The sequence below is a fragment of the Terrisporobacter othiniensis genome (genome assembly GCF_000808015.1).
GTDB lineage: Bacteria > Bacillota > Clostridia > Peptostreptococcales > Peptostreptococcaceae > Terrisporobacter > Terrisporobacter muris.
On sequence record NZ_JWHR01000059.1, the window covers coordinates 14,349 to 38,523 of the forward strand.

The following is a 24,175-nucleotide window of genomic DNA, read 5'->3' on the forward strand; positions in this document are numbered from 1 at the left end:
GGGACAAATTTTATTATTAGGAGGGATTTTATGGAAAACGTAGTTAACGCAGTCAATAACATCATATGGAGCAATTGGCTAGTATATTTATGTCTAGGTGCTGGAGTTTATTTTTCTCTTAGAACTAGATTCTCTCAAATTAGAAATTTAAAAGAAATGGTACATTTGTTATTCGCGGGTGAAAAATCTGAAGAAGGTATTTCATCTTTCCAAGGTTTCTGTACTGCATTAGCAGGGCGTATAGGTACAGGTAATATAGCAGGTGTTGCTACAGCTATTGCTTGGGGTGGTCCAGGGGCACTATTCTGGATGTGGGTTATAGCTTTTTTAGGAGCAGGTTCAGCTCTTGCAGAGTCTACATTAGGTCAATTATATAAAGAAAAGCATGAAGGTGAATACTGTGGAGGTCCAGCATATTATATAGAAAAAGGTTTTGGAAAAAAAGGGTGGTCAAAAGCATATGGTATGGCTTTTGCCATAGTTACACTTTTAGCAATGGGAATATTAATGCCAGGTGTTCAATCTAACTCAATAGCAGTATCTATTGAAAATGCATTTGGATTAAGTACAACAATTACTGGTATAGCATTAGTTATTTTAGTTGGTGTAGTTATATTTGGTGGGATAAAAAGAATAGGTGCTGCAGCAGAATTTATAGTTCCATTTATGGGTGGAGCATATATATTAATGTCTTTAATAATAATAATTGTTAATATAGGAGCTTTACCAGGAGTTATAGCTACAATATTTAAATCAGCATTTGGTGCAGAAGCTACTTTTGGTGGTATAATTGGATCTACGATAGCTTGGGGTGTTAAACGTGGTGTTTACTCAAATGAAGCTGGTCAAGGTACTGGACCGCAGGCATCTTCAGCTGCAGAAGTATCTCACCCTGTAAAACAAGGTTTTGTTCAAGCTTTCTCAGTATATGTTGATACATTATTCGTTTGTTCAGCAACTGGATTTATGATATTAATAACTGATAACTATACTACATTTGATGCTGCTGGCAAAGTTATATATAATGCAGGGCCAGAATATACAGTTGAACAAATAGGTCCAGCTTATACTCAAGGAGCTGTTAATACTCTAATACCTGGATTTGGTGCAGCGTTCGTTGCTATAGCATTATTCTTCTTCGCATTTACTACTTTGATGGCTTATTATTATATAGCTGAGGTTAACTTAAACTATATGATTAAGAGACTTACTGGCAAAGGAAATAAGATGGCAACTCACGTATTAAAATTTATAATGTTAGGAATGATATTCTTTGGATGTGTTAAGAGTGCAGGACTTGCATGGACAATGGGTGATATAGGTGTTGGACTTATGGCATGGTTAAATATAGTTGCAATACTATTGCTATCTAATATTGTAATGAAGTGTTTTAAAGACTATGAGGCACAAATGAAATCTGGTAAATCTAGTGAAGAAATTACATTTGATCCAGTAGCACTTGGAATTAAGAATGCAGATTTCTGGGAAGATAGAAACGCGCAAAAAGTTGAGTAGTATTATTTAAATATTAAAATTATTGAAATGGTTCTTGATTTATCAAGAACCATTTTTTAATAAAAAATAGAATTTTTTATAATTTTTTAGAATAATATGTGAAATTTTTTATATTATTGGTTATAATCTTATATATGAATATTATAAAGTAATAATACTGAAATTCACGTGGTAGAATTAAATTATTTGACAAGATAATTTATAATGCTTAAAATATAGTTAAAATGGATTAATTATACTTTATGTTTTTATATTTCTCAGGGAATATACATAATTCAATTGGTAGAGAAAATGTAGGAGGAAAGAAAATGTTAGATATCAAAAGGATAAGAGAAAATCTAGAAGATATTAAAAAAGCTATGGACAGAAGAGGAGAAAAAGAATTTGATCTTGATGCTGTTGTAGAACTAGATGATCAAAGAAGAGAGTTACTAAAAGAAGTTGAAGCTTTAAAGAGTGAAATGAATGTTGAACAAAAGAAAATACCTCAACTAATGAAAGAAGGTAAAAAAGAAGAAGCTGAGGCTGAAAAAGTTAAGCTTAAAGAGTTATCTGAAAACATAAAAGTTTTAGATGAAAAAGTTAAAAAAGTTCAAGATGAATTACAATATAGATTACTTAGAATACCAAACGTTCCAAATGCAAACGTTCCACAAGGTGATACTGATGAAGATAACGTAGAAGTTAGAAAATGGGGAGAACCAAGAAAATTTGATTTTGATTTCAAAGCTCACTGGGATATAGGTACTAATTTAGGAATTTTAGATTTTGAAACTGGAGCTAAAATAACTGGTTCAAGATTTACATTATATAGAGATAAAGGTGCAAGACTAGAAAGATCTGTAGCCAACTTCTTCTTAAATACAAATACAGAAGAACAAGGATATACTGAGTTTATACCACCATTTATGGCTAATACAAACTCATTCTTAGGAACTGGACAACTTCCAAAATTCGGGGAAGATATGTTTAAAGTTGAAGGAACTGATTACTACTTAATACCAACATCAGAAGTACCTTTAACAAATATAGTTGCAAATGAAATATTATCATATGATGAATTACCTTTAAATTATACTGCTTACACTCCATGCTTTAGATCAGAGGCTGGTTCTGCAGGTAGAGATACTAGAGGTCTTGTTAGACAACATCAATTCAATAAAGTTGAAATGGTTAAAATAGTTGCACCAGAAACTTCATATGATGAATTAGAAAAATTAACTGCTAATGCAGAATATTTATTACAAAAATTAAACATACCATATAGAGTTGTTAGAATATGTACAGGAGACTTAGGTTTCACTGCTGCATATAAATATGACTTAGAAGTATGGATGCCATCATACAATAGATATGTTGAAATATCTTCTTGTTCAAATTGTGAAGATTTCCAAGCTAGAAGAGCTGGAATAAGATTTAAAAGAGATAAAAACTCTAAGGCTGAATATTGTCATACATTAAATGGATCAGGTCTTGCTGTGGGTAGAACAGTTGCCGCTATTCTTGAAAATTACCAACAAGCAGATGGTTCAGTAGTAGTTCCAGAAGTATTAAGACCATATATGGGAATAGATGTTATAAAATAATTTTAATTTACATAATAAAAAGAGAGATGAATATCTCTCTTTTTTTGTGGAAACTATTTGCATTTAAATGTTTCACATGATGAAAAGTGAGAATTAATAAGAACACTATCTGCACTACATCTAGAGTCGTTGTAATAAATGCAATTATAAGCTTCGCAAATTATATTTTCTGGTTCTGTATTACCACCTACCTCTATTGCACTAGTAAAAAATCCTACACTATCTGCAAAGTATGTTGAACAAGTAGTTTCAGATGTTCTTACTGCAGAATTACCTCTTATATGTATGTAACCAGCATGACAACATTTATCATAATTATGAGCACAATTAGTCGCTTGACAATATAATTTTTTTTCAGACATATTATTTCCTCCTAATCAACACTTCATTACTTTATTTTTATCTAAAGTAAATAAAGTATGTATAAAGATATATAATTTCTGTGGAAATATATTCTATTGTGATATGCTAAATATAGCTGATTTATTTGTAGCTACATTAATTGGGGGAAGGATATTTGTTGTAGTAAAAGATGCAGCATCTACCATGAGTACAAGTTTGATTTTAGCATTAGGGCTTTATATAAGATTCTAGTATTCATTTTGATTTATTATAAAAGGTTAAAGATAATAGATAAAAGGTACTTAATAGGTATATTTGCAACAGAAAGAGAACTTCTTTTAAAAAATATAGGAATTAAACAAATAAATCCATCATCAGCAACACAGATATTAATTTTAGAGACTATATTTGGAGTTATATTTTCTATCATAATTTATAGTGAACAAATTACAACAAAATTTGGCATAGGATTTGTATATATATATATATTGAAGTTGTAATTTCTGAAACAAAATTAAGTTTTTCAAGAAAAAAGAAGAAACTTGTATAGAAGACAATGATTAAAAAATAAATCTATTCACATATTAAGAAGGGTTTAAATAATATTTAAAGAAATTATATAATTAATTACTTTTAAATAAGAATATTATTTAGATACTGAGGTGAATCCATTGAAGAAAATAAAATATTCGAGGCTCTTTATACTAGGGATACTTATATATTTAGTATTTAAAGGAGTAACTCTTTTAATAGGATTGAATACATCTGTATTAGTACTAAAAGATGATTTTTACACTATGAAAGTTAAGGAAAAGTGTATTGTTATAAGAGATGAATATTTAATAAAAAGTGATACTAGTGGAACACTATCTTTGCTAGTAAATAATAATGAAAAAGTTCAAAAATCTCAGAATATAGCTACCATATACAATAACAATATAGATGATAGTATTAATAAAGAAATAAATAATTTAAAAGAAGAGATAAAGGACTTGGAAAGAGAAAACAATGCATTAAAAATTGGTATATTATCTGTAAAAAAAGAAGAATTAAAAATATTAGAAGAAAAAGTTAAAGCTAATGCTACCAATTATTATGCTAGTACATCTGGAATTATATCTTATAAATATGACAACAATGAAAATAAATATAATAGTGATGATTTGTCTAATTTAACTAAAGAAGATATAGAAAATCTAAGTAATAACTATATACCAACTTCAACTAATAATAAAAAGATAAAACAAGGTAATATTATAGCTAGATTGATAAACAATAATGAGTATTATGTGGCATTTGTAAGTGAAGATAATAAGTTGTTTAATGAAGGTGATAGTGTTAAAATTAAAATTAAGAATGAGGAAATAAATGGCGAAATATATAAAATATATAAAAAAAATAATTGTTTTATTATAGTAGTTAAAATTACACAACAAAATCTTGAAATTTACGATACAAGAGTGGAAGAATTTGATATAATATATAGACAAATGGAAGCTTTAAGGATACCGAAAGAATCTATAGTAAAAAAGGACAGCAAAACAGGTGTATATGTTATAAATGAAGAAAATAATAAGCCAGAATTTATAGAAATTAAAGGTATTTCTTTTGAGGACGATACTTATGTATATGTGGATTTTAGAAGTAATGAAGTTAATGGGGTAAACACAATTAAATTGCATGATAGAATTATTTTAAGACCTAATTTTATAAACAAAAGAATTACAAAGATTAATTAGTATAAGGAATAAGAAGGTGATAATTTATGTCAATTAAAGATAATATAATATCTATTAAACAAAATATTAATGATATAAGAAAAGAAAGTAACAGACAAGAAGACGTAAATTTAATGGCAGTTACTAAAACTGTAGATGTAGATAAAGTTTTAGAAGCTATAGATGCAGGAATTACAGATATCGGTGAAAATAAACCTCAAGAATTAGCTAGAAAGTATGAAGTTATTGGCGATAAAGTTAGATATCATTTAATAGGTACTTTACAAACTAATAAGGTAAAGTACATAATTGATAAAGCTTATATGATCCATTCTTTAGATAGAATATCTTTATGTGAAGAAATTCAAAAAAGAGCTGAAAAAATAGATAGGATAATTAATTGTTTAGTTCAAGTTAATATTTCAAAAGAAGAAAGTAAACATGGACTGGAGGAAGAGTTTGTAATAGATTTTATAAAAGAAGTATCTAACAACTATAAAAATATACATATTAAAGGATTAATGACAATGGCACCTTTTATAGATGATGAAGAAGAAATAAGAAAGGTATTTAGAAGTCTAAAGAATTTATCATTACAAATTAAGGACTTAAACTTACCAAATGTAGAAATGGATACTTTATCTATGGGGATGAGCCATGATTATAAAATTGCAATAGAGGAAGGGGCTACAATTGTAAGAGTAGGAACTTCAATATTTGGACAAAGAAATTATAACAAATAGAAAGTATAGGGAGGAATATAAAATGAGTGAAGGATTTATAAAGAAATTTAAAGATTGGATGTCAATTGAAGAAGATGAATACGATGGAGAAGATGAATATGATGGTATTCAAGAAGAATCAGATCAAGAAGAATCTAAATTAGAAGCTACTAATTCTCAAGTAACAAGAAGTAGCAAAGTTGTTAATATACATACTAATAGTCAAATGAAAGTTGTTATAGCTGAACCTAAAAAATATGATGATGTGACTATAATAGCAGATCATCTAAGACAAAGAAGAGCTGTAATAGTTAATTTAGAAAGTGTAGAAGAAGAGCCAGAAGTTAAAAAGTCTATATATTACTTTATAAGTGGAGCAGTATATATACTAGATGGAAGTATGCAAAAGGTTTCTAAGTCAATATTTATATTAGCCCCAAACAATGTGGATATAGATGCAAATATTAAAAAAGAGTTAGAAAGTAAAGCATTTTTTCCATGGCAAAAATAATACATAAAGGAGAAAAACCATGCAAATGATAGCTGTATTACTGATTAAGCTTTTAAACATATTAAGTTGGATTATTTTAATACAATGTTTAATGTCTTGGTTTCCAGGAGCTAGATACTCAAGGGTATACGAAATATTAAGTATGTTTACAGAGCCTTTAGTGGGACCGATTAGAGAACTTTTATTTAGATATATAGATATACCAATAGATTTTTCACCAATTATAGCTTTTTTTGTAATATCAATGGCACAAAGATTAATCGTAAGCTTGGCTTGGTAAAATAGGTAATAAAATGGACAAGTTAAAATTAACATCTCACATTAAAGATACAGATTTAAAAAATAAGATGTTTAGAATAATTGATAAAGCAAATGGCTGTTTAAAAAATTATGATGTAAGATATAGTGATTTTTTAAATCCGTTTGAAGTGGAGAATGCTAAAGCAATTTTAAATTCTAATAGCGACTTGAAATATACAGTTGATGGTGGTTATGATGAAAGCGAAAGAAAAATAGTATTTATTTATCCATTTTATATGGAATATGAAGATATAAATGAAACTTTGAGATTTATACAAATAGAAGGAAATTTCAAATTTAAATCAATCAGTCATAAAGATTATCTAGGTTCTTTATTAAGTCTAGGTATAAAAAGAGAAAAAATTGGAGATATAATTATACATGAGAACTTTTGTCAGGTAATTGTTACTTTTGATATCTGTGATTTTATTTTAATGAACTTAGAGAAGGTTGCTAGGAACAATGTGAAGTTAAAAGAAATTTCTAGAAATGACATTCTTTATAATATACCTAATTATAAAGAGGTTAACTTTACTGTTTCTTCAAGTAGAATAGATTGTATAATAAGTGGTATGTACAATATTTCGAGACAAGAAAGTGCTAAGTTAATAAATAACGAAAAAGTTCAAGTTAATTATGAAAAAATCACATCTTGCTCAAAAGAAATAAAATCAGAATCTCTGATATCCGTCAGAGGAAAAGGTAGATCACAAATAACTAATATTGGTGATTTAACTAAAAAAGGAAAAATAAAAGTTCAAGGAAAATTATTATTGTAGGAGGGGAATATATGATAACTCCAATGGACATAGAAAATAAAGAGTTTAAAAAAGGATTTAGAGGATACCATGAAGATGAGGTTGATGAATTCTTAGATAGGGTAAAAGAAGATTTTGAAAATCTATATAGAGAAAATTTAGATTTAAAGGAAAAAATCAAATTGTATCAAGAACAAGTAAGCAGATATAAAACTATAGAAAAAACTTTAAATGATACATTAATAACTGCTCAAGCAGCAGCTAAAGATACTTGTGAAGCTGCAAATAAAAAAGCTAAGATGACAGTAGATGAGGCAGAATTAAAAGCAAAACAAATAACAGAAAACTGCAGAGAACAGATTGATACATTAAGGAAAGAATATGATGATTTAGTAAAAAACTTTAAAAGATTTAGAAATAGATTTAAATCTTTAATAAAAGAAGAGATAGAAACTATAGATGATATATTCTCTGATGTTGATGAGCATTTAAGTGTAGATGGTTTATATGAAGAAGAACATACTTATTTAGTAGAAGATGAGGCTGCTACTTCTATGGAATAAGAAAAATGTTTAAATAATAATTATATTGACTGAAGAGGTAAGTTATTGTATACTTTAAGAATATAATTACATATTAAAAAAAGCAATGATAGAGAGAGTAGGCTTTTGGATATTCTACAGAGAGTTGGATAAGCTGAGAACCAACGTATTGAATAAAGTTGAAAATCACTCTGGAGCTGCAGGCTGAAAGATTTTAATCAATTAAGCTATGCCGGTTAGTGTCGTTAAACTATAGAGTGTTATATATACTACAAGTATATATAGAATTAGGGTGGTAACGCGATTTCAACTCGTCCCTTTTATTAGGGGACGAGTTTTTTTATGTTTAAAATACCTTAATTTTAAATTATACTAACCAAAGTTATAAATATGTATATTGGCATTTAAGTCAATAAAAATGGGAATAATTAAATTTTATACTAATAAATAATCAAGAAAGGGTGAACTTAATATGGCAAAATTTAAGCCACTAGTAGATTCTTCAGTAAAAGATGCTGAGAGTCAAGTGTCAGAATATTGGAAACAAATAGATATACTAGACAAAACATTAGAAAAAGGACAAAATGATCCTAGCTTCGTATTCTACGAAGGACCTCCAACAGCAAATGGTAATCCAGGTATACACCATGTTGTTGCTAGAACTTTAAAAGACTGGGTTTGTAGATATAAAACAATGAGTGGATATCAAGTTAAGAGAAAAGCTGGATGGGATACTCATGGACTACCAGTTGAACTTCAAGTTGAAAAAGAATTAGGTTTAACTAATAAACAACAAATAGAAGAGTATGGTATAGCTGAGTTCAACCAAAAATGTAGAGAGTCTGTTTTCACTTACGAAAGTAAATGGAGAAATATGACTGAGAGAATGGCATATGAAGTTGATTTAGATAATCCATACATAACACTAGATAATAACTATATAGAATCAGTTTGGTGGATACTAGATAAATTCAATAAAGAAGGATATTTATACGAAGGTCATAAGATACTTCCATACTGCCCAAGATGTGGAACTGGACTTGCATCACATGAGGTTGCTCAAGGATACAAAGAAGTTAAAACTAATACAGTTATAGCTAAATTCAAGAGAAAAGATGCTGAAAATGAATACTTCTTAGCTTGGACAACTACTCCTTGGACTCTACCTTCAAACGTTGCATTAACAGTTAACGGAGAAGTTGATTACTTAAAAGTTAAAAAAGATGATGAAATATATTATGTTTCTAAACCTTTAGCAAATAAAGTTTTAGGAGAAGGAACTTATGAAATATTAGAAGAGATGAAAGGTGCTGAATTAGAAGGTGTTGAATATGAGCAATTAATGCCATTTGTAACAACAGATGAAAAAGCATTCTTTATAACTTTAGGTGATTATGTAACTACTGAAGATGGTACAGGTATAGTCCATACTGCTCCAGCTTTCGGTGAAGACGACTACAATCTAGGAAGAAAATATAACTTACCAGTATTACAACCTGTTGATGAAAGTGGTAAATTTACTGCTACTCCATGGGAAGGTAAATTTGTTATGGAAGACGGTTTAGACGTTGAAATAATAAAATGGTTAGCGCATGAGAACAAATTATTCTCTAAATTAAAAGTAGAACATAACTACCCACACTGTTGGAGATGTTCAACTCCACTTGTATACTATGCAAAACCAAGCTGGTATATAGAAATGACTAAATTAAAAGATAAATTAATAGAAAATAATAATACTGTTAACTGGTATCCAAAATTCGTTGGTGAAGGAAGATTTGGTAACTGGTTAGAAAATTTAAATGATTGGGCAGTATCAAGAACAAGATACTGGGGTACTCCACTTAACGTATGGAGATGTGAATGTGGTCATAAGGATTCAGTAGGTTCTAGAGAAGAGTTAGCGGCTAAAGCTGTTGAAAATATAGATCCAAAAACTGTAGAGCTTCACAGACCATATGTAGATGATATACATTTAAAATGTGAATGTTGTGGAAAGCCAATGACAAGAGTAACAGAAGTTATAGATTGTTGGTTTGATAGTGGTGCAATGCCATTTGCTCAACATCACTATCCATTTGAAAATAAAGAAAACTTTGATCAATTATTCCCAGCAGATTACATCTGTGAAGGTATAGATCAAACTAGAGGATGGTTCTATTCATTACTTGCTATATCTACATTTGTTACAGGAAAAGCTCCTTACAAAAATGTACTTGTTAATGACCTAGTTCTTGATAAAGATGGTAAGAAAATGAGTAAATCTAGAGGAAATACAGTAGATCCATTTGAATTATTCGATAAATATGGAGCAGATGCTTTAAGATGGTATCTATTATATGTATCTCCACCATGGACTCCAATAAGATTTGATGAATCAGGTCTTAGAGAAATACAAAGTAAGTTCATAGGAACTATCAAAAACGTATACAATTTCTTTGCATTATATGCAAACACTGATAATGTAAATCCAACTGATTTCTTTGTTGAATACAAAGATAGACCAGAATTAGATAGATGGATATTATCTAGATTCAACCACTTAAAGAAAGAAACTGAAGAAAACTTAGCAATATTCGAAGTTAACAAAACTATAAGAAGCATACAATCATTTATAAATGATGATTTATCTAACTGGTATATAAGACGTTCAAGAAGAAGATTCTGGGCTACTGAATTAACAGAAGATAAAAAAGCAGTATATAATACTACTTATGAATTATTAACTGAGCTTTGTAGAATGATAGCTCCATTTGCTCCATATCTTTCTGAAGAAATATACAGAGATTTAACTAATGAAGAATCAGTTCACTTAGCATCTTACCCAAGAGCTAATGAAGAATTAATAGATTTAGAATTAGAAGAAAAAATGGAAATAACTAAAACTTTAGTAACTTTAGGTAGAGCATCTAGAGAAGAAAGTAAAATAAAAGTTCGTCAACCAGTTCAAAAAGTATTAGTTGATGGGAAGTATGAAGCTCAAATAAGTGACGTTGTAGACTTAATAAAAGAAGAACTTAACGTTAAAGAAGTTGTATTTGCTGTTGATTTAAGTGAATACATGAACTATAGCTTAAAACCAAACTTCAAAGCTTTAGGACCAGTTTTAGGTAAGAAGATGGGAATGTTTGCAGGTGCTTTAGGTAAATTACAAGCTAATGAAGTAGTACCTAAGTTAGAATCTGGTGAAAAATTAACTGTTGATTTAGCTGGAGAATCATTTGAATTTGGAAAAGATGATGTATTAATAAATATATCGGCTAAAGAAGGATTCGACGTATGTATGGAAAATAACATATTCGTTATATTAGATACTAATTTAACTTCAGAGTTAATAGAAGAAGGATATGTAAGAGAGTTCATATCAAAAGTACAACAATTAAGAAAATCTAATGATTTCGAAGTATTAGATAATATAGATATAAAATTCTGCGCAGATGATGAAATAGCTAAAGCTGTAAGTAATTTTGATGAATATATCAAAAATGAAACTTTAGCATTAGATATAGAAAGAGTAGAAGATGATACTTTAGAAGTATTTGATCTAAATGGACATGACGCAGGAATAAAAGTTATAAGAAAATAATAGCTTAAATTAAAAAAAGAGCTACCTCTTAGTTAATAACTATAAAGAGGTAGTTCTTTTTTTATTTGAATAATCTATTAAGAATTTAGCAATTTCTGCATAAGGTACTTTTTCAGCTTTTAAAAGCGCTTGTACTACTAATCCATCTACTACAGACATTAGTAGGAAGGAAGCCCCTTTGGCATGTGATTTATCAGCTATAATTTGTGTCATTTGATTCTCTAAAGTGGTCCTCCACTCTACGTATTTCACGCCAATTCTTTCTCTTAAAGCATTATTGCCCATTATTGCTTCACAAATTAAGTACATATGTATTCTGCCAGTACTCTCAATGTTTGAAATATTTTTAAGAACTACTAATACAAATTCTTCAGTAGTAAAATGAAAATTTATTTCTTTTATGCAATCCAACAATGCCTCTGATAGTATGCTTAAATGATTATCGGCTATATCAAAAATAATATCGTCTTTTGATGCATAATGGTAATATAATGTGCCTTTACTTATGTTAACTTCTCTTGCTATATCTGCCAAAGAAGTATTATTTATACCATTTTTAGTCATTAAATCAATAGAAGTTAATAAAATCTTTTCCTTCATATTATGATTTTGTTTAGTGGCTCTATCTAATTTCATATTTTAAACCTTCCTAACTTTACTTATCTACACTTATTATAATGTCACAAAAAAATATTGTCAAACTAGAAAAAACATTTTCATTCTTTAAATATTGACAAAAATCATTATAAAAGATAGAATATACTTATTACTCGGTCAGCTGACCGATTTAGAGGACTATATTTAAGGAGAGGTATTTTGAATGAGGAATATAAAATTAATAACAGATGGTAGTTGTGATCTTTCGCAAGAAATTATAGATAGTAGTAAAGTTGAAATCGTAGATGTAATGGTTTCTTTTGGAGATAAAAGTTATTCAACAAGAACAGATATAACTATACCTGAGTTTTATGAGATGATGAAAGATTATAATGAATTACCAAAAACATCATGTCCATCTCCTAATCAATTCTTAGATGCGTTTGATTGTGAAGAAGACAATATTATAGTATTATGTTTAACAAGTAAACTATCTGGGATTTATAATAGTGCAGTACTTGCAAAAAATATGTATGAAGAAGAAAATGGAAATAAAAAGAGGATAGAGATAATAGATTCTACTACAGGTTCAATTGGCCAAGCATTATTAGTATCAAAAATTTCAAATATGATGGATGAAGATAAAAGTATGGACGAAATAGTAAATACTATTGAAAAATTAAAACATGAAGTAGTATTCTATGGAGCTTTACACACTTTAGAAAATGCAATAAAAGGTGGAAGAATAAATGCTCTAGCAGGTAAAATAATAGGTGCTTTAAACTTAAAGGCTATTGTTCATATTAGTGATGGTCTAGTTAAGCCTATAGATAAAGCTAGAGGAGAGAAAAACTCTATAAATAAAGTTATAGATTATATAAAAAATAATGTTCACAAAACAAGTGGAACTAAATTAGCTATAGGACATGCAAATTGTCCGGAAAAGGCTATGAAAATTAAAGAAATATTGGAGAGCTATCACGATTTTAAAGAAGTTTACGTGATGGAAGTAGGACCATCAATGGGTGTTTATACATCAGAAGGTGCAGTACTTGTAGCGGTTATATAAATTTAACTTCTTGACAAATTTATATATAAAACATATTATTAAATATATTGAAAATATCCGTTCTAATTTATTAGAACGGTTTTTTAAATACTAGAAATTTATAATTTATTTGTTTTTTAGATAAATTTTAATAAAATACTTATTTATTGAAAATGTACGTAAATTAGGAGGCAATATGAAAAAAATAGGAATAATTGGAGCAATGGAATTAGAGGTAACAACTTTAAAAAGTTTAATGGACATAGAAAATACTGTGAAAAAAGCAAGTTTAACATTCTATGAAGGAAAGTTAGAAGGTAAAGATATAGTATTAGTTCAATGTGGAATAGGAAAAGTAAACTCTGCACTATGTGCTCAAATATTAATAAGTGAATTTAATGTGGATGCTGTGGTTAATACAGGAGTGGCAGGAGCTATACACTCGTCTCTTGATGTAAATGATATAGTAATATCAACAGAAGCAATACAATACGATGTAGATGCTAGAGCTTTTGGATATAAAAAAGGTCAAATACCACAAATGGATAATTCAGTATTTATAGCAGATGAAAGACTTGTAAATGCTGCATATGAATCATCGCTAGATCAAGTTAAGGATAAAGAATTTAAAATAGTTAAAGGTAGAGTAGCTACAGGAGATATATTTATATCATCTAAAGAGTTAAAAGAAGAATTAGAAAATGATTTTAATGCTTATTGTGGAGAAATGGAAGGAGCAGCTATTGCTCATACTTGTTATTTAAATAATATTCCATTTGTAATAATAAGAGCCATGTCAGACAAAGCTGATGGAAGTGCTAATGTAACTTATGATGAATTTGTTATAGAAGCAGCTGAAAACTCAAAAGATATAGTATTAAAAATGTTAAAAGCATTATAAAAAAGGAAGCCAAATGGCTTCCTTTTTTATAATGAACTTTACTTAACAAATAATGTTAATTTATTTATTAAGTAAAGTAATAATAAAAAAGAAATAATTAATGATAAAAAAGGAAAGACTAAGAAAATGAAAATTACTTAGTCTTTATTTTATATTTTTAAAGCTTTTTTCGTATACTAAATTTGATGCTAAGAATATATAAAAGGATGTGGAATAATGAAGTTTAATACTCGTATATCTGCAGAAAATTTAAGGAATTATAAAGGTAAAAAGAAAAAATTCGATATTGAAGATGAAAAATATTTAGATATAGATAAAGCAATAAAAGCTTCTTATACAGAAAAATGCAAAAAAAATAATGAAGAATATGTGAGTATTGAAGATATTGATAGACTTATTAATGGTATGTATTTAAGTGATGATTCACAAAAAGAATTAGGTATCATTAAAAGATATTTAGAAAAACTAATAATAATAATTGAAAGAAGTAGAATTAGAGATTATATGTATTTGACAGATAGTAAAAGGCGATTATTTATTATTAATTTTATTGCTGGATTAGGAAAAGGATTTGGTCAAGCTATTGGATTTACCATTCTGGCAGCATTAGTACTCGCGTTATTATTTAGTTGGGTAGACTTGCCTTTTGTTGGTAGGTACATAGCAAAATTATTAAATATAGTACAACAATACAGAAAATAGATGAGGTGATATTGTGGATTACAGAAAAAAATTAGAAAAAGAAAAAGCGAAAGTGAGTAAAACAATTAAGGAAATGGAAGACAATACATTATTTGGAGATACTACTAAACATACTAGTGAAAAATATAGTACTGGAGAATTATCTAGTGTTGATAATCACATAGGAGATATAGGAACAGATGTATATATGCATGATATGGATAATAGCTTGATTAGTCATGAAAAGTATGTACTTGATGAAATAAACGAAGCTTTAGATAAGGTTTCTGATGGTAGTTATGGTATTTGTACAAATTGTCATAAAAAAATAGAAAAAGAAAGATTAGATGTAATACCTGAAACAACACTTTGTTCTTCTTGCGCAAAAGAAATTATTACAGCTCCAGATGAAAGTGAAAGTATGGATAAAAATGCTATTAATTCTTATAATGATATGTATTATAGTGAATATATTAAAGATTTAACAGACTTAAATAAAAATGGTTTAGATGGTGAAACTGAATAATTATAAGTAAGGAGTGCTTTGCATGAGAAAGGCTATTTATGTATTAATATTAGGTGCAATAGTTTTGATAGGAGTAAGTATTAGAAATCTATCTAATAAAGACATAGAAACGGAAGCATTTGAAAATATATCAAAAAATGATTATGAAGATTTAATAATTAAATGTGGCAATACAAATGAAAAACTTCTTGCATTAACTTTTGATGATGGACCTGATGAAGATTTTACACCACAAATATTGGATATTTTGAAGAAATATGATGTAAAGGCAACATTTTATGTTATTGGAGAGAAAGTTCAATATAATAAAAAAATAATAAAAAGAGAATTTGAAGAAGGTCATGAAATAGGAAACCATACTTATACTCATATAAATGTATCAAAAAATGGATATAATAAAATTAGAAAAGAAATAGGAGATACACAAAGTGCAGTTAAATCTGTGACAGGAGTATATCCTAAAACCTTTAGACCACCATATAGAGCTATTAGCAGAGATATGTGTGAAATAATAAAAAAAGAAGATATGAATATAGTACTTTGGTCTTATGTAGATGCTAGAGATTGGGAAAGTCCGGGTGTAAATTCTATTGTAAAATCTATAGAAAGTGGAATACAAAATGGATGTATAATACTACTGCATGACTATAATAAAATAAGGAATCCTAAATCTCAAACCATAGAAGCTTTAGATGTAATTATTCCAGATTTATTGGAAAAAGGATATAAATTTGTTACAATATCAGAGTTAATAGAACATTTAGAAAAGAATACAAATAATGAAAAAATGCAAATTAAATAATATATAAGAGAAAAAGTATCTTTTAGAAATTTGTTTCTTTAAAGATACTTTTTTTGTATAATAAATAGGATAAGACTTATTTAGGAGGAATTGAAAATGTATGAAGTCATTGTAGCTATACTGATTGGGTTAGATCAAATAATAAAATACTGGGCATTAAATTATTTACAAGTAGTAGAAAGTATTCCTGTTATAAATAATATATTCAATTTAACTTATGTGGAAAATAGGGGGGCAGCCTTTGGTATGCTACAAAATAATCAAACTATATTCATAGTAGTTGCGGCAATTGCATCTTGTTATGGTATTTACTATTTACATACTAAGAAAATGAATAATATTGGCAAGATAGGTATAATATTAGTAATATCAGGTGCTATAGGAAATCTAATAGATAGAGTTAGGTTAGGTTTTGTAGTGGACTACTTAGATTTTCATATAATATGGAACTATGTATTTAATTTAGCAGATTGTTTCGTAGTAGTAGGAACAATACTTCTATGTATATATATAATTACAAGCGAAGAAGATAAGAAGCAGGTGAAATAATGGATGAAATAAGAGAATTTTTAGTCCTTGAGGAAGAAGAAGGAGAAAGGTTAGACGTATACTTATCTAGTCAGCTAGGAGATATGTCTAGAAGTTATATACAAAAAATTATTAAAAATAAAAAAGTTAGGGTTAATGATAAGGTTGAAAAAGCAAAATATTTAGTTAAAGAAGAAGATAAAATAGTTATTGAAATACCAGCACCAAAGTTACTAGAGATTGTTCCACAAGATATCGCTATAGATATAGTCTACGAAGATAATGATTTACTAATAGTGAATAAGGCACAAAATATGGTAGTTCATCCGGCACCAGGAAATTATGATAATACTTTAGTAAATGCAATTTTATATCATTGTAAAGATAATTTATCATCTATAAATGGTGTAATTAGACCAGGTATAGTTCATAGAATCGATAAAGATACTTCAGGTCTTTTAATGATTGCAAAAAATAATAATGCACATAACTCATTAGCAGATCAATTAAAAGACCATTCTATAACTAGAGAATATGAATTTATTTGTCACGGTGTATTTAAAGAAGATAAAGTAACGGTGGACAAGCCACTAGGAAGAAATCCTAAGGATAGATTGAAAATGGCCGTAGTCAAAGATGGCAAAAGAGCTGTAACTCACTTTGAAGTAATAGAAAGGTTTGAAAACTATACTTTAGTTAGAGCTACATTAGAAACAGGAAGAACTCATCAAATTAGAGTTCATGCTGCATCTTTAAACCATCCAATTTTAGGAGACCCTTTATATGGTCCTAAAAATAATAAGTTAAAAATCGAAGGTCAAACTCTTCACGCTAAAAAATTAGGATTTATTCATCCTAGTAAGAATGAATATGTGGAATTTGACTCACAACTTCCAGAATATTTTCAAAAAATACTTAATAGAATAAAGTAATAGAAAGTGGGAAAAATACTATTGAAAAAAACTTATTAATTATATATAATAAGTAATAGTAATTAAATACCTTTAAAATGATACAGAGATATCATAAGGCATATAACAATAGAATTTTTTGATGTGAAAAAATACTAACTTCTTGTCTTAAGATAAGAAGTTTTTTTATGTACAAATAATATTTTTAATATTTTATATGGTATTTAATAAAATTATTTAAATGCTAAATTTTAGGAGGATTCTTATGCAAAAGGCAAAAATAATGGACGAAAAGGCAATAGGAAGAGCTATAACAAGAATAAGTCACGAAATTATTGAAAGAAACAAAGGGATAGAAAATCTAGTACTTATTGGTATTAAGACTAGAGGTGTTCCAGTTGCAAGTAGAATAGCAGATAAAATTGAGGCTATAGAAGGTCAAAGGATACAAATAGGAGAAATGGATATAACTCTATATAGAGATGATTTGAGTAAAAAACAAATTGATCCAGTTGTTAACTCAACAAAAATAGATTTTGATATTACAGATAAAACAGTAGTATTAGTTGATGATGTATTATATACAGGAAGAACGGTAAGATCGGCTTTGAATGCGCTTATGGATGTAGGAAGACCTAAAGCTATACAACTGGCAGTTTTAGTAGACAGAGGACACAGAGAACTACCTATTAGAGCAGATTATGTTGGTAAGAATGTACCAACATCAAGAAGCGAAATAATCTCAGTTAAATTAATTGAGTGTGATACAGAAGATTCAGTTAGTATAGAAGAATAGGTTAATTATAGTATTAAAATCTTAGGGGGAATTTAAATGAAAAAAGCCATTTTATCAATTCAACATTTGTTAGCAATGTTTGGAGCTACTGTATTAGTTCCATTGCTTACTGGATTTGATCCGTCAGTAGCAATATTCTGTGCAGGAGTTGGTACATTATTATTCCATAAATGCACAGACTTTAAAGTACCAGTATTCTTAGGGTCAAGTTTTGCATTTATATCAGTTATAAACCAAGTTACAGAAACCTTTAATGGAGACTTATCTTATGCCCAAGGGGGTATAATTGCAGCAGGTCTTATATATGTAATAATGTCAATGATAGTTAGAGTCGTTGGTCCGGAAAAAGTTAAAAAATATTTTCCACCACAAGTTACAGGAGCAATGATAATAGTAATAGGTTTAAATTTAATACCAACAGCTATAGATATGGCAATGAATAATATAATTGTTGCACTTATAACTTTAGGTGTTGCAGTAGGAATTAATCAATTTGCTAAAGGAAGTATTAGACAATTTAGTGTAATAATAGCTATATTTGTAGGTATAATAGTTAGTAAATTTGCTGGAATAACAGATTTTAGTGCAGTAAGTCAAGCAAGTTTCTTTTCAGTACCAAATTTCACAGCTCCAAAATTTTCTATTGAAGCTATAATAATTATAGCACCAGTAGTTTTAGCAGTGTTTATGGAGCATGTTGGAGACATAACTACTAATGGAGCAGTTGTTGGAAAGAACTTCTTAGAAGATCCAGGTCTTCATAAAACCTTGCTAGGAGACGGTATAGCAACTTTATTTGCAGGGTTTATGGGGGGACCAGCTAATACAACTTATGGAGAAAATACGGCATTACTTGCTATAACTAAAAACTATGACCCTAAGCTATTAAGACTTACGGCAGTATTTGCCATAGTAATATCATGTGTGGGTAAGTTTGGAGCATTCTTACAATCAATACCTACAGCAGTTATGGGTGGAATTAGTATTTATTTATTCTCTATGATTACTTTTATAGGGGTTAAAACTATAAGAGATAGCAAATGTTACAAAGAAAATGGAAATCTTTCAGTAATGATAATAATATTAGTAATAGGGCTTACTACATGTTATGTAAAACACTTTGCAGGAGTAGAGATAGGTATACCTATAGCTAGCAGTGCAAAATTAACAGGACTTAGTTTAGCGGCTTTAATAGGGATAATTGTTAATAGATTAATAAATCACAATGATTTCAAAAGGGAAGTTTCTACTCCTATTAGAGAACTTGCAAGTACAAAATAATAAATTTTAATGTTAAATCACAAATTATCTCTATATATAATTTGTGATTTTTTTTATACTTATATTAATATAATTTATAGAAGATTAAATTGGGGCGTGAATTGAATGAGGATATCAAGCGTAATAATCAATAATTACAAATCTATAGGAACTCAGAAGAATGCATTATTGTTAGAAGATGATGTTACTGCATTAATAGGTAAAAATGATAGTGGTAAAAGTAATGTGCTTGAAATCCTAGGAGCGATTTCTTTTAGTCACTATATACTGGAGGATTTTTATAAGTTTAATAATAGCTTTTTGGATGGTGAATTATCTTTAGTTGTGGAACTTAAATTTACTAACAATGAAATAAATTTATTAAAAGAGTATAAAAATATTCAAGACGATATTACTTATTTTTACTTTTCACAATATAGAGAAATTGAGTTCAAAGGAGGGTTTTCAAGATTATTTGATGAGGATATAGAATTAGTTAAATCCATTTCGTACTTGAAAAAAGAGTTAATGCTATACTTAGAAGAAAATTATTATGATAGCATGGATAGTGAATTTTTTTGTGAAGTAGTTAAATATATTAATTCAATGGAAAACATTAATAATACCATATGGATTAAGTATAAGAAAAGCCTTAATAAATTGTTATATATTCTAAATTCTTATGGTGAAGATTACCTTTGTATTAGTGAAGACGATAATTTTAATGACAATATGCAAGAAGAAAATAAATCTAATATGGCTTATGATGAAAATAGATATACACTTATTAGACATTTAGAAATTGTTAAAAGTAAAATAAGAAAAAAATATTCAATGTTACCCATACTTTATCACAGAAAAAGCGAAGAAGAATTACAAAATGAATATCAATTGGAGGAAGTAAAAAAACAAATAAAAGATAGACGAGGAGCTTTATATAAGTTTATATTAGCTAGTGAAATAAATACACAAGAATTTTTACTAGCTATGGAAAATGACGATGAAAATCAATTAGAAATTTGTAGAAATAAAATAAAAGAAAAAATTAAGTATAATATCCAAAAAAAATTTAATGAATTTTATTGTGAAGAAAATGTACAAATTAAAATATCCTTTAAAAAGGATTATATAAAAATTCTAGTGAAGACTAATGAAAATACTACAAATATAAATGAAAGAAGTAATGGCCTTAGATGGTATTTAAATTTATTTATAGATATTTTAGCTAATGATATAAAGGATACAAATGTAATCTATTTATTAGATGAGCCAGGTGTATATCTTCATGTGAATGCTCAAAGGGAATTGCTTAGATTATTTTATGACTTATGTAAAAATGATAATCAAGTTGTTTATTCTACACATTCTCCTTATATGATAGATTCAAATAATATTATAAATATAAGGGCCATAGAAAAAGATGAAAAAGGTCATACAAATATTTATAATACAGCTTATGATAATAAATTAAATAGTGTATCCAAAAGAGAAACTTTAAGCCCTCTAGTTCAGGCTATAGGTGCTGATTTAAGATTTAATATTGGACCACAAGGCGGCAAACTAAATATAGTGACAGAAGGTATAACTGACTATATGTATTATACGGCAATGTTATATTATTTTAATGTGCCAGAGGAAAAAATGCCATATATTATTCCCGCTGTTGGTGCAGGGAATATTAATGTAATAGTATCCATATTAATTGGCTGGGGATGTGATTTTAAAGTTATATTAGATTATGATAAAGCTGGTTTTGTAGAGTGTGAGAAGTTAATAGAAAACTTAAATTTAAAAATAAATGAAGATATATTCTTTGTAAATTGTAATGACACTTATAATAATAAAGATAAGGACATTTATAAATATGCCGAATTTGTGGAAACTCTTATTAGTGAGGAGGATAAAGGAAAATTTAGTATTAATTATGTAGATAATAAAACTATGGCAGCTAAAGAGTTCTATGACAAGGTAAAATGTAAATCAGTAAACTTAAGTGATAAGACAGTAAACAATTTTAAAAAGTTGTTTAAGATTATGAATGTTATATAGTGAAATAATAAAAAGGGCTTAAAATAAGCCCTTTTTATTATTTGCATTTTATACTTTCTATACCACTGTATAAACTATATATTTTTTGTCCATCAACTATTCTATAAGCTCTAATTTTAAAATAGTACGTTTTACCTTTAGTTAAATTGACTTTAGTAAAACTTGTATTTGTAGTTGTACCGATAGAGTTGAAAGTTCCATTTTTAGAAGTTGACATACGTACTTCGTAACCAGTAGCTCTTTTACTTATGTTTGTCCAACTTACTTTTATGGATTTTGATTTAGTTGAGTTTAAAATTACACTTGGTTGTAATGGTCTAGTTGTAGCTTTTAATCTTGAAGAGTAGTCACTATAACGATTACTTCCATTTAAATATTTAAAAGCTTTTACTTTATAATAATAATTAGTTGCTGATACTAAATTACTGTGTTTATAAGAAGTTGTGGTATTATTATTTATAGTCTTTACTAACTTATAAGTGTCTGTATTTGTATCAAGTCTATATATTCTATATCCATCAGCATTTTTTACTTTATCCCAAGATAACTCTAAAGATGTCGCATTTCTAGTTTTTAAATTAAGATTAGAAACAGTCTTCACTTTAGTAGATTCAGCGAATGAATTTGAAATAAAACCGTTATAAGCATTTCCGTCCACAGTTTTATAACCTCTTACTTTATATTTATAAACAGTTGCATCGGTTAAGTTGCTATCTGTGAATGAAGTAGTTGAAGCACCTTTTATTGTTTTTAGATATTCATAGTCTTCAGATTTTGAATCATACTTATATATTTTATAACCAGTGACATCATCAAGTTTATTCCAAGATAATGTAAGAGAATTTGTAGTTTTCTTTGATAAGGAAACTTTTGAAATTTTCTTAGGTATTATTTTAAAAGTAATAGTTTTTTCTCCTGTATAATTACCGGTTCCTTTTATTAATATTTTTGCAGTACCTACAGATATATTATTGGAATAAGTAACGGTATAATCTTTATTTAAACTTAATGTTTTACCGTTGACTTTAACAGTAACACTTGGCTTAATTGCAGAACCAGTATATGACTTAGAACTAATTTCACTAACGGACGCTGATGACAAGTTTATTTTACTTGTAGTAGGAGCTACAATTTTAAAAGTAATAGTTTTTTCTCCTACATAATTACCGATTCCCTTTATTAATATTTTTGCAGTACCTATAGAGATATTATTGGAATAAGTAACAGTATAGTCTTCGTTTTCCTTTAAAATCTTATTATTAAGTGTAACCGTAAAACTTGGCTCTATCGCACTTCCTGTATATGTTTTTGAACTGATTTCACTTACTGAAGATGAAGATAAGTCAATTTTATTACTTGATGTTTGATTATTTGTTGGTTTTAAATAAGTATAATTCATATCAAAATATGCAGGTTCACTTGATGTACCAATGCCATTTATAGTACCTTTGTCTGTATATTGCCACATCATATATGGTCTATTATATGTACATGCAGAAGAATATTGTGCAATCCATAAGTTATTGGCAAATAACATATCTTCGTAAAAATATTTGTCACCAAAGTCTTTATTTGTATATATACCAGTTATGTATCCTGCATTTTTTATAGCAGTTAAAAATTCATCTGCCATTTTTGATGATAAATCCTTTGTAATTGTTATACCTAATTTTTTAGCATAATCTACACTATCATACTCAAAGTCATAAAACACTGGATAAGTTATTTTATCTCTATAAGGAGCGATAGTTTCTAAACATTTAGCAGCCTCTTCTTTTGCTTTAGTTACTGAAGTAGCATAACTAAACCAATAGACACCAATTTTTAAACCGGCATCACTTGCACCCTGGATATAAGATTCAAACTGCGGATCTACAGTAGCATTTCCAAATCCACCTCTTATTATTACATAATCGATTCCATCTGCTTTTACCTTTTTCCAGTCTATAGTACCATTCCACTTACTCACATCAATTCCTTTTTCTATAGGGCTTAAGGTAATGTAAGAAGCTGATACATACCCTGTTAGATTATCATATGATATTTTATACCAATTATTATCTCTACCTAATATTTCTACATTTTCACCATTATTTAATGTTCCTACAATACTATAAGATGTTGAAGGTCCACTTCTTACATTCAGCTTATTTGCAGTGACTTTTCCGAATCCTATAGAACTAGCTTTAGTTAAAGTCTTGGTTTCTAAATCTGGTAATTCGCTTTGAAGTGAGTATGTAGAAAGAACATCCCCCATGCTACGATGTGGATTAACTTCTGGGTCAGGTTGTATAGTAGAATCTTGATTGTCTATAGACTTGCTACTTATATAAGTATCCTCGCTGATTGTTGTATTTATCTCTTCGCAGTTACTTACAAGTACCATGTTTTGAAAAATCATAGCAGTTGAAAGTGATACAGCAAGAAATGATCTTGTTATTTTTTTCATAAATTCCCCCTATACAAGATGATATTTTGTTTTTAAATTTTTATTTA

24 protein-coding genes and 1 other annotated feature are annotated in these 24,175 nt (G+C 28.2%); of the genes, 21 read left to right on the forward strand and 3 right to left on the reverse strand.

All coding sequences use genetic code 11. The features are described from left to right. Positions 1-30: 30 nt before the first annotated feature. Both QX51_RS05400 and serS read left to right on the forward strand, forming a co-directional pair. The gene (locus tag QX51_RS05400; protein ID WP_039678883.1) at positions 31-1,515 is read left to right on the forward strand and encodes an alanine/glycine:cation symporter family protein; all 1,485 of its coding nucleotides are present in this window, start codon (positions 31-33) and stop codon (positions 1,513-1,515) included. A gap of 308 nt (positions 1,516-1,823) precedes the next feature. Further along, entirely contained in the window at positions 1,824-3,101 is a 1,278-nt protein-coding gene (serS, locus tag QX51_RS05405; protein WP_039678884.1) for a serine--tRNA ligase, read from the forward strand. A gap of 53 nt (positions 3,102-3,154) precedes the next feature. On the opposite strand, the gene QX51_RS05410 is transcribed toward serS, so the two are convergent. After that, positions 3,155-3,463, reverse strand: a complete 309-nt coding sequence (locus tag QX51_RS05410) for a DUF1540 domain-containing protein (protein ID WP_039678885.1) — start codon at positions 3,461-3,463, stop codon at positions 3,155-3,157. Between the two features lie 103 nt (positions 3,464-3,566). Here QX51_RS05410 and QX51_RS21430 point away from each other — a divergent pair, with 103 nt between their 5' ends. From QX51_RS21430 to ileS, 9 genes are all read left to right on the forward strand, one after another. After that, positions 3,567-3,695 (forward strand): hypothetical protein, encoded by a 129-nt coding sequence (locus QX51_RS21430; protein WP_257560857.1) that lies wholly within the window; start codon positions 3,567-3,569, stop codon positions 3,693-3,695. Positions 3,696-3,703: 8 nt separating this feature from the next. Continuing rightward, entirely contained in the window at positions 3,704-3,943 is a 240-nt protein-coding gene (locus QX51_RS05415) for a hypothetical protein (RefSeq protein ID WP_039678886.1), read from the forward strand. 171 nt (positions 3,944-4,114) lie between these two features. Then, positions 4,115-5,182, forward strand: a complete 1,068-nt coding sequence (locus QX51_RS19370; protein ID WP_052232893.1) for a biotin/lipoyl attachment domain-containing protein — start codon at positions 4,115-4,117, stop codon at positions 5,180-5,182. 26 nt (positions 5,183-5,208) lie between these two features. Continuing rightward, on the forward strand, positions 5,209-5,904 hold the full coding sequence (locus tag QX51_RS05425) for a YggS family pyridoxal phosphate-dependent enzyme (protein ID WP_039678887.1): 696 nt from the start codon (positions 5,209-5,211) through the stop codon (positions 5,902-5,904). A 22-nt stretch (positions 5,905-5,926) separates the two neighbouring features. Further along, the gene (locus QX51_RS05430) at positions 5,927-6,394 is read left to right on the forward strand and encodes a cell division protein SepF (protein WP_039678888.1); all 468 of its coding nucleotides are present in this window, start codon (positions 5,927-5,929) and stop codon (positions 6,392-6,394) included. A 19-nt stretch (positions 6,395-6,413) separates the two neighbouring features. Further along, entirely contained in the window at positions 6,414-6,674 is a 261-nt protein-coding gene (locus QX51_RS05435) for a YggT family protein (protein WP_039678889.1), read from the forward strand. Between the two features lie 13 nt (positions 6,675-6,687). Beyond that, the gene (locus tag QX51_RS05440) at positions 6,688-7,473 is read left to right on the forward strand and encodes a YlmH family RNA-binding protein (RefSeq protein WP_039678890.1); all 786 of its coding nucleotides are present in this window, start codon (positions 6,688-6,690) and stop codon (positions 7,471-7,473) included. An 11-nt stretch (positions 7,474-7,484) separates the two neighbouring features. After that, on the forward strand, positions 7,485-8,015 hold the full coding sequence (locus QX51_RS05445; RefSeq protein ID WP_039678891.1) for a DivIVA domain-containing protein: 531 nt from the start codon (positions 7,485-7,487) through the stop codon (positions 8,013-8,015). Positions 8,016-8,091: 76 nt separating this feature from the next. Then, positions 8,092-8,316: a binding site (T-box leader), on the forward strand. Between the two features lie 150 nt (positions 8,317-8,466). Continuing rightward, positions 8,467-11,580, forward strand: a complete 3,114-nt coding sequence (gene ileS, locus QX51_RS05450; protein ID WP_039678892.1) for an isoleucine--tRNA ligase — start codon at positions 8,467-8,469, stop codon at positions 11,578-11,580. Positions 11,581-11,619: 39 nt separating this feature from the next. Here ileS and QX51_RS05455 read toward each other — a convergent pair whose 3' ends face one another. Further along, a complete protein-coding gene (locus QX51_RS05455; RefSeq protein ID WP_039678893.1) occupies positions 11,620-12,216 on the reverse strand; it encodes a TetR/AcrR family transcriptional regulator in 597 nt (198 codons plus the stop codon). 184 nt (positions 12,217-12,400) lie between these two features. Here QX51_RS05455 and QX51_RS05460 point away from each other — a divergent pair, with 184 nt between their 5' ends. From QX51_RS05460 to QX51_RS05505, 10 genes are all read left to right on the forward strand, one after another. After that, positions 12,401-13,246, forward strand: coding sequence for a DegV family protein (locus QX51_RS05460; protein WP_039678894.1), 846 nt, complete (start codon positions 12,401-12,403; stop codon positions 13,244-13,246). A 175-nt stretch (positions 13,247-13,421) separates the two neighbouring features. Then, positions 13,422-14,126 (forward strand): 5'-methylthioadenosine/adenosylhomocysteine nucleosidase, encoded by a 705-nt coding sequence (locus QX51_RS05465; protein WP_039678895.1) that lies wholly within the window; start codon positions 13,422-13,424, stop codon positions 14,124-14,126. Positions 14,127-14,342: 216 nt separating this feature from the next. Further along, a complete protein-coding gene (locus tag QX51_RS19375; protein WP_052232894.1) occupies positions 14,343-14,828 on the forward strand; it encodes a DUF5665 domain-containing protein in 486 nt (161 codons plus the stop codon). Between the two features lie 13 nt (positions 14,829-14,841). Beyond that, complete coding sequence (locus tag QX51_RS05475; protein WP_052232895.1) at positions 14,842-15,333, forward strand: TraR/DksA C4-type zinc finger protein; 492 nt, start codon at positions 14,842-14,844, stop codon at positions 15,331-15,333. Between the two features lie 22 nt (positions 15,334-15,355). Then, a complete protein-coding gene (locus QX51_RS05480) occupies positions 15,356-16,135 on the forward strand; it encodes a polysaccharide deacetylase family protein (protein WP_039678897.1) in 780 nt (259 codons plus the stop codon). A 96-nt stretch (positions 16,136-16,231) separates the two neighbouring features. Beyond that, the gene (lspA, locus tag QX51_RS05485) at positions 16,232-16,684 is read left to right on the forward strand and encodes a signal peptidase II (RefSeq protein ID WP_039678898.1); all 453 of its coding nucleotides are present in this window, start codon (positions 16,232-16,234) and stop codon (positions 16,682-16,684) included. After that, positions 16,684-17,595, forward strand: coding sequence for an RluA family pseudouridine synthase (locus QX51_RS05490; protein WP_039678899.1), 912 nt, complete (start codon positions 16,684-16,686; stop codon positions 17,593-17,595). The genes lspA and QX51_RS05490 overlap by 1 nt, the downstream gene beginning before the upstream one ends. A gap of 244 nt (positions 17,596-17,839) precedes the next feature. Beyond that, entirely contained in the window at positions 17,840-18,370 is a 531-nt protein-coding gene (pyrR, locus tag QX51_RS05495; RefSeq protein WP_039678900.1) for a bifunctional pyr operon transcriptional regulator/uracil phosphoribosyltransferase PyrR, read from the forward strand. Positions 18,371-18,406: 36 nt separating this feature from the next. Continuing rightward, on the forward strand, positions 18,407-19,651 hold the full coding sequence (locus QX51_RS05500) for a uracil-xanthine permease family protein (RefSeq protein ID WP_039678901.1): 1,245 nt from the start codon (positions 18,407-18,409) through the stop codon (positions 19,649-19,651). Between the two features lie 105 nt (positions 19,652-19,756). Beyond that, positions 19,757-21,679, forward strand: a complete 1,923-nt coding sequence (locus tag QX51_RS05505) for an AAA family ATPase (RefSeq protein ID WP_039678902.1) — start codon at positions 19,757-19,759, stop codon at positions 21,677-21,679. A 37-nt stretch (positions 21,680-21,716) separates the two neighbouring features. On the opposite strand, the gene QX51_RS19380 is transcribed toward QX51_RS05505, so the two are convergent. Then, positions 21,717-24,128, reverse strand: coding sequence for a GH25 family lysozyme (locus QX51_RS19380; RefSeq protein WP_052232896.1), 2,412 nt, complete (start codon positions 24,126-24,128; stop codon positions 21,717-21,719). Positions 24,129-24,175 lie beyond the last annotated feature (47 nt).